Annotated in this window: 11 protein-coding genes and 1 pseudogene; 8 read left to right on the top strand and 4 right to left on the bottom strand. The window is 68.6% G+C overall.

From position 1 onward, the window contains the following. Positions 1–951: FtsX-like permease family protein (locus ACVNF4_RS25850; RefSeq protein WP_461805276.1), on the top strand; the 951-nt coding region annotated here is incomplete at its 5' end. A 4-nt stretch (positions 952–955) separates the two neighbouring features. On the opposite strand, the gene ACVNF4_RS25845 is transcribed toward ACVNF4_RS25850, so the two are convergent. The 3 genes from ACVNF4_RS25845 to ACVNF4_RS25835 form a co-directional block, all read right to left on the bottom strand. Next, on the bottom strand, positions 956–1510 hold the full coding sequence (locus ACVNF4_RS25845) for a hypothetical protein (protein WP_461805275.1): 555 nt from the start codon (positions 1508–1510) through the stop codon (positions 956–958). A gap of 156 nt (positions 1511–1666) precedes the next feature. Beyond that, positions 1667–2326, bottom strand: coding sequence for a DUF4328 domain-containing protein (locus ACVNF4_RS25840; protein ID WP_461805274.1), 660 nt, complete (start codon positions 2324–2326; stop codon positions 1667–1669). Between the two features lie 90 nt (positions 2327–2416). Continuing rightward, complete coding sequence (locus ACVNF4_RS25835; protein ID WP_461805273.1) at positions 2417–4066, bottom strand: beta-N-acetylhexosaminidase; 1650 nt, start codon at positions 4064–4066, stop codon at positions 2417–2419. 136 nt (positions 4067–4202) lie between these two features. Between ACVNF4_RS25835 and ACVNF4_RS25830 the strand changes: the two are divergent. From ACVNF4_RS25830 to ACVNF4_RS25800, 7 genes and pseudogenes are all read left to right on the top strand, one after another. Then, a pseudogene (locus ACVNF4_RS25830) lies at positions 4203–4786 on the top strand (2-oxo-4-hydroxy-4-carboxy-5-ureidoimidazoline decarboxylase). Positions 4787–4975: 189 nt separating this feature from the next. Next, entirely contained in the window at positions 4976–5356 is a 381-nt protein-coding gene (gene sdhC, locus ACVNF4_RS25825) for a succinate dehydrogenase, cytochrome b556 subunit (RefSeq protein WP_461805272.1), read from the top strand. 5 nt (positions 5357–5361) lie between these two features. After that, a complete protein-coding gene (locus ACVNF4_RS25820; protein WP_187747631.1) occupies positions 5362–5844 on the top strand; it encodes a succinate dehydrogenase hydrophobic membrane anchor subunit in 483 nt (160 codons plus the stop codon). Between the two features lie 20 nt (positions 5845–5864). Further along, positions 5865–7619 carry a succinate dehydrogenase flavoprotein subunit gene (gene sdhA, locus ACVNF4_RS25815; RefSeq protein WP_461805271.1) on the top strand — a complete coding sequence of 585 codons (1755 nt, stop codon included), beginning with the start codon at positions 5865–5867 and terminating at the stop codon, positions 7617–7619. Continuing rightward, positions 7619–8383: a succinate dehydrogenase iron-sulfur subunit gene (locus ACVNF4_RS25810; RefSeq protein WP_461805270.1), complete on the top strand. Its 765-nt coding sequence runs from the start codon at positions 7619–7621 to the stop codon at positions 8381–8383. Before sdhA ends, ACVNF4_RS25810 begins: the two co-directional genes overlap by 1 nt. Before the next feature lie 17 nt (positions 8384–8400). Further along, the gene (locus ACVNF4_RS25805; protein ID WP_461805269.1) at positions 8401–9012 is read left to right on the top strand and encodes a hypothetical protein; all 612 of its coding nucleotides are present in this window, start codon (positions 8401–8403) and stop codon (positions 9010–9012) included. A 312-nt stretch (positions 9013–9324) separates the two neighbouring features. Continuing rightward, complete coding sequence (locus ACVNF4_RS25800; protein ID WP_461805268.1) at positions 9325–10005, top strand: hypothetical protein; 681 nt, start codon at positions 9325–9327, stop codon at positions 10003–10005. Here the strand turns inward: ACVNF4_RS25800 and ACVNF4_RS25795 are convergent. Next, positions 9967–10589, bottom strand: a 623-nt coding sequence (locus tag ACVNF4_RS25795) for a hypothetical protein (protein ID WP_461805267.1), incomplete at its 5' end; no start/stop codon positions are given. The genes ACVNF4_RS25800 and ACVNF4_RS25795 overlap by 39 nt on opposite strands.

Here is a 10589-nt window from a genome sequence, read left to right as displayed (position 1 = left end):
CTGACACCTCACTCGGCTGCCTGCACGACATCATCCAGGTGTGCTTCGGCTGGGACGACTCTCACTTGCACTCCTTCACCGAACCTGCCTCAGGCCGCCGACCCCCGGACGGCGTTCCCCGGCGGCACCGCGACGGCGCTGGTGGCCGCCGAGATCACCCCGCCGCCGACGGCCTTCGACAACTCCCCCAAGGCCGTGCGGGCTTGGGGTGCCGACGGCCCCGCGCTCGTCGGCGTGCTCGACCTCGACGTCCGCAAAGGCGACCTGGCCGCAGTTCGGGAGGGCACCTTCGCGGCGGGCGCGGCGACGGCCGAAGCGCACAAGTGGCGCCTCGGCGAACGCGTCGGACTCACCCTCACCGACGGTTCGCGGACGACGCTGACGCTGGTGGCCGTCTACGAACGGGACCTCGCCTTCCCGGAGTTCGTCGTCTCCCGGTCGACGGCCGTGGCGCACACCGACGCCCCGTACGCGGACCGCATCCTGCTGACCGGCGCCTACCGCTCCTGGCCGGGGCGGACGGCCGTGTCACGGGAGCGGTACCTCCACGACCTGCAACCACGCGGCGCCGCCGACGAGTTCGCCTCGCGCGTCATCGTCGCCGTCGTCTCCGGATACGCGCTGCTGGCCGCCGCCAACACCGCGTCCCTGGCCCAGCGCGACCGCCGCACCCAGCACGCCCACCTCCGCGCCGTCGGCCTGGGCAGGGGGCAGTTGGCGCGCTGTCTGCTGTACGAGTCACTGGGCACGGCGGCCGTCGGCGTGGCACTGGCCGCCGTCACCGGCCTGGCCTGTCTGGTCCCGCTGGCCGTGGTGCTCGGCGTCGGTGTCCTGCCCGTCGTCGACGTGCCGTGGACTGCGGGGGTGCTCCTGGGCGCCGTCCTCGCGATCGCCGTCCCGGCGGTAGTGACGGCCCGTCCGACGAGGCGCATCGGACGGGGGAGGCTGTGACGTGTCAGCTCTGTGGGACGGCCGTCCGCCCCCGCCGGGAGACCACCGCGCGCAACACCCGCCGCCCCTCGGTCGACACGTCCACCGCACGTCGCAACCCCGCGCCGCCGTGCGCCGCGACGACCTCCAACACCGTGGCCTGACGCCGGAGTTCGGCGACGACGAGAGGGGGGAGGCCGTCGGTGCGGCCGTCGCGGGGGACGTCGTGGGTGGAGGTGGTGGGGGCGAGGAGGAGGTGGACGCGGAGGGCGGCGAGGGAGCAGGTGTCGGCCCAGGTGCGGACGGCGTCGCCGGTGCGGTCGGCGGGGGCGTCGTCGAGCATGGTGCGGACGAGGAGGGCGGCGTCGTCGCCCTCGGGGGTGGTGTCCAGCTTCGAGCGGATCTGCTGGAGGAGGGGCGCCCACTCGTCGGGGGCGCCGCCGGGCGCGAGGTTGCCCCACAGGGGGCGCAACGCCTCGTCGTCACCCCCCAGCAGGGACACGCACCGGTCCAAACAAGCCAACCCGCTCGCGGCCAGCCCCAGTTCGTCGGCCCCCGCCAACAGTTCGACCAGGTTCATCGAATCTCCCTCCCCTGGACCCCGCCCCCGAACGAAGCCCCTGTTTCCCTGTGACCGCCCAGTCTCACAGGGGCCCACCCGACACGCCAGGGCAAGCGGAACCGAGATTTCCGGCCAAAAACCGGAGAGTCGGCGTGCGCCGCGAGGCGGGCTCGCTCAGCCGACCGGCACCGCCCCGCCCCACGCCCCCACGCGCGCCTTCTCGTCCTGCATCCGCGTCACCCGCACCACGACGAGAATCGCCAGCACCCCGGCGACCGCCCCCACCAGATCGGCGACCAGAGTCGAGCCGGTCACCTGCCGGAGTTCCGTGAAGGTCTCCACGGAGCGGCTGCTCACACTCACCCAGCGGTCGAGCACGAGCCACAGCACCCACACGGCCCACCAGGCGTTGGCCAGCCCCTGCGAGACGGTCCGGCCGCCGGGCACACTGGCCTTCCAGATGTCACCCATCACCTGCCGGGGGAACCAGAGGTTGGCGAAGGGGACGAACCAGCCGCCGATCGCCCAGCCCCGCTTCTTGGAGTGCCCAGCGGGCGCGAAAACCTCCGCGTTCACGCGCACGCGCCAGAACCAGCACAGGTACACGACGGCGGTGGGCACCAGCGAGACGATCTGCGCGGCCACCCCGATGTTGTACATCGCATCCACGACCCGCACCCGCTCGACCCCCTTACCGGCCACGATGTCGTCGTACACGTCGTACAACAGAGCGTCGGTGCCCGCCGCGAACAACTGCACGGCGACGACGAGTCCCAGCAGGATCGCCGTGGCTCTCCCCAACCCCACCGGAGAACGCAACCAGGCAACAGACATGAATCCCCCCGAAATGAATCAGAACAGGCATAGGAATTCCGGGCCTCCCCAGACCCGGAACGCGCATCCTCGCACGCCGCCGCCCGGCCGTCAGCTCACTTTCCCTGCCAGCTCCCGGAACTGCGTCCACGAAATCGCCGGTTTCCGGGCATCCCACAGCTTCTGTGAAACCGCTCGCAACGGCATCCGAATCCCCGCCGCGACCTGAGCCTGTGTCTGTGAGTTCGCGAGATCGCACCACACGGCGAACACCCCGCCGAGAATCCGGCCGTCGTAGGCGGCAGGGACGGCGGTGGTCCCCCGCAGCACCCGGGGATTCCACTGCTCGTAGATCCGCTGCCCCGTCGGATAGACGAAGGTGTTCGGCTCGCCGAGCACGTAATAGAGGAACTCGTCGTTGTAGTTGACGACTTCACGCCCGGCGGAGAGGTATTCGACCGGTTTGCGCGCCCCGAGTTCCTTGCCGGTCCAGTAGGCGACCTGGATGTCCTTGGCGGCCCGCACGGACGTCCCCTGGTAGAACCCGTCGTTCCAGGCCCGCACGGTCCGTCCCTCGACCGCTTTCGCCCGGTCGTTGAGCCACCCGGTCGCGAGATCGGCGACACCCGCGCCGGCGCCGTACGTGTTCCGTGCGGCGGTGGCGAGTTGGGGATACAGGGCGCCGGGGTTGGGCACGGTGAGGGCCTGGTACTCGTCGCCGCCGAGGTGCCAGTCGGAGCCGGGGAACAACTCCTGGTATTCACCGAGGAGTTCGTCGACGAGCTGGGCGGCGGCGGGCTTGGAGATCTCGACGGCGCCTTTCGTGGGGACGCCGTTCACATTGCGCAGCTGCAATTCCGGGTGCGCGGCGAGGACGGCGCCGAGATGCCCGGGGGAATCGATCTCCGGCACGATCTCGATGTGCCGGGACCGCGCGAGCGCGACGATCGACCGCACCTCGGCCTTGCTGAGATGAACCTTGGAGACGACCTCGGGATGTGCGTCGGAGGCGATCCGGAATCCTTGGTCGTCGGAGAAGTGCAGACCGAGCTGGTTGAATTTCAGATCGCCGAGTTCCCGCACCCGGTCCTCGATCCACTCCGCGCCGAAGTTCTTGCGCGCGATGTCGAGCATGAACCCCCGCACAGGCTTGGCGGGCGCGTCCCGCACCACCCCCTCCGGCGCCGCCCCACCCCCACGCACCACCTGCTTCAACGTCCGCGTCCCGTAGAACACCGCGGCCTCGGACGCCCCGCTGACAGTGACCTTCCCCCCGCTCACCGTCATGCTGTACGACTCCGGCGCCCCCGCCTTCCCGAGTTCGAGCCGGACGTCCCCGTCCCGCCCGCCGTCCGCCTCGCCGCCGTACGCGATCCCCAACTCCCCCGCGATCAGCCGCCCTTCATCGGCGAGCCGGGAGTCGTCGACGACGACCCGGTACCCCGATTCCGGACGCCACCCGGGCCCCCGGGCCGGGGTGTGCGAGGTGACGGCGGGGATCGTGCGGGGTGAGGTGGAGAGGGGGTAGGAGGACGCGGGCCGACGAGGCCCGTCAGAAGTACCAGGGGTACTACGGGTCCCGGCGGAAGCACTGACGGAACCGCCGTCGGAGGCCGTCACCCCCGCCCCGGACGACGGCCCCGAGCCCGACGCCCACACACCGACCCCCACCCCCGCCCCCACAGTCGCCACGAACACCCCGGCGACGACGGCGCCCCGCCGCCCACCGTTCTTCCGCGTGCCACGCCTGTGCCTGCTCACGCCGTCAACCTATGACTCACGACTTACCACCCGTCGTCCACCACACGTTCCGAAACTCTCCCGATCGAGTGAAATTCGGGCAACTGTCGGACACACCACGACCACTCTCGATAACGTGACGCCACACCAGCCCCCCGTGACACGAGGACCACCGCTGTCCGCCCACCGCGTGGCCATACCGGCCCTACCCGAACAACCCACCCCCTCTACGCACACACGCCTCACAGCGTTCAACGCGGCGCCCCCGACCGACGCCCACACCAACCTCCTGGCGTGCCTGCACAGCCACACGTGGTGCGAGCGAGTGGCGGCCCACCGCCCGTATCCCACGGTCGACGCCCTGCTGGCGGCAGCGGACGAGGCAGCGTACGACCTGACGAGGGAGGACCTGGCGGAGGCACTGGCGGCAGAACAAATGCCCCGGCTCCCTGACCAAACGTACGCAGCGGCCAGCATGGCCCTAAGCGCCGCGCACGCCGCATACGAGGCGAAATTCGGCCACGCCTTCGTGGTCTGTGAGAACTCTCTGGACGCGGTCCTGGAAGCGATCCGATCACGATTGCTCAACGATCCCGAGGACGAACGGGTAGTGGCTGCGGAGGAACTCCGGAAACTGGCAAGGCAACGTCTACTGCACGTCCTTTAGGGGCGCGGGGCTGTGACATAGCGGCTCCGCCGCGGGGCGCGACCAGCCACAACAACCCCGCACCCGGCACATAACAGGACCCACCCTCCCGGATGCCGCCACGGTTCACCCATCCGCGTGCCACTTTGATCACACCGGTAGGCCCGCCGTAAACCCGCCCTCACCGCGTAGCTACCATGCTGGGGGCCGGTGGACCGTACCCGGCCGGGTCGACCGACAGCACAAGCCGGCAGACCCCGAACCCCGCTCCCGGAGGGACTTCCGTGCCGGCTGGAACGCTGTACCGCGGCCGGGAAGGAATGTGGTCCTGGGTGGCTCACCGAGTCACCGGCGTCCTCATCTTCTTCTTCCTGTTCGTTCACGTGCTGGACACCGCTCTCGTCCGTGTCTCCCCCGAGGACTACGACAAGGTCGTAGCCACGTACAAGACCCCGATCGTCGCGTGCCTGGAGTACGGCCTCGTCGCCGCCATCCTCTTCCACGCGCTCAACGGCCTGCGCGTCATCGCCGTCGACTTCTGGTCGAAGGGCCCGCGCTACCAGAAGCAGATGCTCTGGAGCGTCGTCGGCCTGTGGGTCGTGCTGATGATCGGCGCGATCTACCCCGTCCTCGGCCACGCGGCCCGCGAACTCTTCGGGAAGTGACACCGATGGCCACCACCGAAACCACCGCGTCCGGCATCGGTCCCGTCGAGGGCGGTTCGCTCTACGACGTCGACAACCCGGCCCCGTACATCGAGGCCCCGCGCAAGCGCACGAAGAAGACCCCCAAGTCGACCCGGGGGAACTTCGAGCTGGCCGCGTGGCTGTTCATGCGCCTGTCCGGCGTCGTCCTGGTCGTCCTGGTCATCGGGCACCTGCTGATCCAGCTCGTGCTGGACGGCGGCGTGTCGAAGATCGGCTTCGCGTTCGTCGCCGGCCGCTGGGCGAGCCCCTTCTGGCAGGTCTGGGACCTGCTGATGCTGTGGCTGGCGATGCTGCACGGCGCGAACGGCCTGCGTACGGTCATCAACGACTACGCGGAGCGCGCGAACACCCGGCTGTGGCTCAAGGGCCTCCTCTACACCGCCACGGTGTTCACCATCCTGCTGGGCACGCTGGTGATCTTCACCTTCGACCCGAACATCCGCTAGGCACGGGGCTGCGACCAATCATGAAGATCCACAAGTACGACACCGTCATCGTCGGCGCCGGTGGCGCCGGTATGCGCGCGGCCATCGAGTCGACGAAGCGCAGCCGCACCGCCGTCCTGACGAAGCTGTACCCGACCCGCTCCCACACGGGTGCCGCGCAGGGTGGCATGGCCGCCGCGCTGGCGAACGTGGAGGAGGACAACTGGGAGTGGCACACCTTCGACACGGTCAAGGGCGGTGACTACCTGGTCGACCAGGACGCCGCGGAGATCCTGGCGAAGGAGGCCATCGACGCCGTCCTCGACCTGGAGAAGATGGGCCTGCCGTTCAACCGGACGCCCGACGGGACGATCGACCAGCGCCGCTTCGGCGGGCACAGCCGCAACCACGGCGAGGCGCCGGTGCGCCGCTCCTGCTACGCGGCCGACCGCACCGGTCACATGATCCTCCAGACGCTGTACCAGAACTGCGTGAAGGAGGGCGTGGAGTTCTTCAACGAGTTCTACGTCCTCGACCAGCTGATCACCGAGGTCGACGGGGTCAAGAAGTCCGCCGGCGTCGTCGCGTACGAGCTGGCGACCGGCGAGATCCACGTCTTCCAGGCGAAGGCCGTGATCTACGCGTCCGGCGGCACCGGCAAGTTCTTCAAGGTGACGTCCAACGCGCACACCCTGACCGGTGACGGGCAGGCCGCCTGCTACCGCCGGGGGCTGCCGCTGGAGGACATGGAGTTCTTCCAGTTCCACCCGACCGGCATCTGGCGCATGGGCATCCTGCTGACGGAGGGCGCCCGCGGTGAGGGCGGCATCCTGCGCAACAAGGACGGCGAGCGCTTCATGGAGAAGTACGCGCCGGTCATGAAGGACCTCGCGTCCCGTGACGTCGTCTCGCGCTCCATCTACACGGAGATCCGTGAGGGCCGCGGCTGCGGTCCCGAGGGCGACCACGTCTACCTCGACCTCACGCACCTCCCGCCGGAGCAGCTCGACGCGAAGCTCCCGGACATCACGGAGTTCGCGCGCACCTACCTCGGTATCGAGCCGTACACGGACCCGATCCCGATCCAGCCGACGGCGCACTACGCGATGGGCGGCATCCCGACGAACGTCGAGGGTGAGGTCCTGTCGGACAACACCACGGTCGTTCCGGGTCTGTACGCCGCCGGCGAGGTCGCCTGCGTCTCCGTGCACGGGGCGAACCGCCTCGGCACCAACTCGCTGCTGGACATCAACGTGTTCGGCCGTCGCGCCGGCATCGCGGCGGCGGAGTACTCGCAGGGCGCCGACTTCGTCGAACTCCCGGAGAACCCGGCTCAGTTCGTCGTGGAGCAGGTGGAGAAGCTGCGCGCGTCGACCGGTACCGAGCGGGTGGCGGTGCTGCGCAAGGAGCTTCAGGAGACCATGGACGCGAACGTCATGGTGTTCCGTACCGAGCAAACGATCAAGACGGCCGTCGAGAAGATCGCCGAGCTGCGTGAGCGGTACCGGAACGTGTCGGTCCAGGACAAGGGCAAGCGGTTCAACACCGACCTGCTCGAAGCGATCGAGCTGGGCAACCTGCTCGACCTCGCCGAGGTCATGGCCGTCTCGGCGCTGGCCCGCAAGGAGTCGCGCGGCGGTCACTACCGCGAGGACTACCCGAACCGCGACGACGTCAACTTCATGCGCCACACCATGGCGTACCGCGAGGTCGGCGACGACGGCACGGACTCGATTCGTCTCGACTACAAGCCGGTCGTGCAGACCCGCTACCAGCCGATGGAGCGTAAGTACTGATGGCAACCCCCGTTCTGGACAAGGTGGAGGCGGAGGCCGCGGCCTCGGACCACCTCATCACCGTCACGTTCCGCGTCCGCCGGTTCAACCCGGAGGTCTCGGCCGAGGCGACCTGGGAAGACTTCCAGCTGGAGATCGACCCCAAGGAGCGCGTCCTCGACGGTCTCCACAAGATCAAGTGGGACCTGGACGGCTCGCTGACGTTCCGCCGCTCCTGCGCGCACGGCATCTGCGGGTCCGACGCCATGCGGATCAACGGCAAGAACCGCCTGGCCTGCAAGACCCTGATCAAGGACATCAACCCGGCCAAGCCGATCACGGTCGAGCCCATCAAGGGCCTGACGGTCCTGAAGGACCTCGTCGTCGACATGGAGCCGTTCTTCCAGGCGTACCGCGACGTCATGCCCTTCCTCATCACGAAGGACACGAACGAACCGACCCGCGAACGCCTCCAGACGGCGGAGGACCGCGAGCGCTTCGACGACACCACGAAGTGCATCCTCTGCGCGGCCTGCACCTCCTCGTGCCCCGTCTTCTGGAACGACGGCCAGTACTTCGGCCCCGCCGCCATCGTCAACGCCCACCGCTTCATCTTCGACTCCCGCGACGAAGCCGGTGAGCAGCGCCTGGAGATCCTCAACGACCGTGACGGCGTGTGGCGTTGCCGCACGACCTTCAACTGCACGGACGCCTGCCCGCGTGGCATCGAGGTCACGAAGGCGATCCAGGAGGTGAAGCGGGCACTGATCACGCGCCGCTTCTGATCACTCCTAGTGAGTACTTGAGGGCCCTGTTCCGCAACACCGGGAACAGGGCCCTCAGGGGTTTTGGCGGGTTCGCGCTGCTGCCGATGGAATCGGTGAAGCCTCAGACTCCCTACATGACAGGGGGAAGCACATACATACGGCTCGGCAGACCGGAAGCCGCCAGGCAGGTTCTCTTCATTACTGCCCCGCTGCTGGTCGCGGCCGCACTCTCCCTGGCCGGGGTTGTCGGGGGTGCAGACGACAAGTTCAGGTGGCCAGGGGTCATCCTTCTCACACTCGTCGCCACGGCCATGCTGTTGCTTGCCAGTATCCAACTAGGCCACTACGCCTTCCAGTTCTGGTTCACACGAGGCGAACTGGCCGAAAAGTTGCCCCGGCACAGCGATGAACAGCGGGAAGAGCGCTTCACGGCAGCACGGGGCTATTTCGAGAAGCGCTTGACGATCGCCCTTTACTGCTTCCACGTAGGCACACTGATGCTGGGAGTGGGCGTCGCCTCAGCTCTTTTCCCGCCGGACGGCGGAATGCAGGCCAGTTGGCGTACGGCAGCGGCCGTTCTCGTTCTGGTGTGCACAGTGCTGGACGGCCTCTGGTTCCTCTCCCTGAGCACCAGCAATCCACGATGACGAGGAGATCGCGTGTACCAGGAAGCCGCCCTGCCTGGCCTCTATACAGATGAGCAACCTGAGTGCCCCAAGTGCTATGAACCTATACCGGGTCCCCGCGACCAGAAGGCCGGCAAGAAGGGAGTCGCCTTCAAGCATGGCGACAACTGCCCCCTCAAGGACCTCACCGAAGCCGAAACACTGGCCCGCTGGCGGAACAGGAACAATCGGTAGAAGCCTGAACCCCACACCCCTGAAGACCCTGTCGGCAGCCCTGATTACCATGGCGCTGCGGCACCGCAGGGTCCCGCATAGGTGGAAGGGCGCGGGGCGATGGCAAGGGGCGGGGGTGGTGCCGCGCGTGCCCGGCTGTGGGTGGGGTTGCTCGGCATCGCGGCCGGTGCCCTCCTCGTCGGCGACCCGGCCCATCGGGCCCGAGCGGCGGTGGAGTGGGCAGCCGCCTGGTGGCCGTGGCTGCTTCTCGCGCTCGCCTCGGTGAACCTGCTCAGGGCAGCCGTTCCGTCGAACTCGCTGATCGGCCCGCTGCTTCTCATCGCCATCGCACTGACAGGGTTTGTTAACTCCGCCGGCCTGGACCGTCACCTGGTGCAGAACCTGCTGCTCCCCGTCGCCCTGGCGCTGGCCGGGATGTCGCTGGTGCTGTCGACGGTGCGCAGTGAACCGGGTTCCCGCTGGACCCGGTTCCTCACGACCGGGGAGGTGGTGGTTCCGGCGGACGCGGGAGAGCTGTTGTCGGTACGGGCAGTGCTCGGCGAGTTGCGGGCCGACCTACGACACCTCGGCCCCGAGCCGACGGTGAGTGTGAATGTCACGGCGCTGGCCGGCCACGTCCGGCTGGCTGTTCCCCAGGGTCACGAGATCACCGTCCACACCCTTGGGACGGTTCTCACCCGAGTGACCACGCCGAAGCCCGGCAGCGGCGATCCGGGGCAGGGACAGCTCGTCGTCCACGTGCTAGGTGTCTGCGGAGCCGTCAGTGTGGTCCGCGCCTGATCTGCGCATGTGGTCGTAGCGCAGGTTCGGATCGAATCGCCCGGCGCGAAAGAACTGTGACACACGCCAGAACGCCTCCGCCTCGTCGTCGGCGTCGGGGAGCGGGTGATGCAGGGCCTCCAGCAGGTCGAACCGGTGGAGGTCGTAGACGACGTGCATCAGCCCCGCGTATGCCTGGGCAGAGGTCACCGCTCCCTTGTAGGCGAGGGCTGCCAGTGCGAAGGCCGCGAGCGGTGCCCAGCGCATCGGCGGCTCGTCATACAACGCCACGGTCCCCAGGATCCCCGACGCCAAGAAGCTCCAGCACAGATTGACCGAGGCGTCGAGGGCGGTTCTGGCGGAGCGCAGCACCTCGGACAACCGGTCCGAGGTCTGCATCAGGATCCGTGGCCAGGAAGCGAGGGTCGTCAACCCGTACCGTTCTCCGGCGCTGAGTTCGCCGGCGCGCAGCGCGTTGCCGAGCGCCGTGGGCAGCAGAACGTCCTCCTCCGGGCCTGCGGCCGCACGCCGGGACGCGTCCGTACCGCACCGGTACCGCCGGTCCCGAGGGGGACGTGTTCGCCTGGGGCTCCCTCGTCGCCTAC

The sequence above is a fragment of the Streptomyces sp. S6 genome (assembly GCF_054880855.1).
This window is presented reverse-complemented; position numbering and strand designations above follow the sequence as displayed.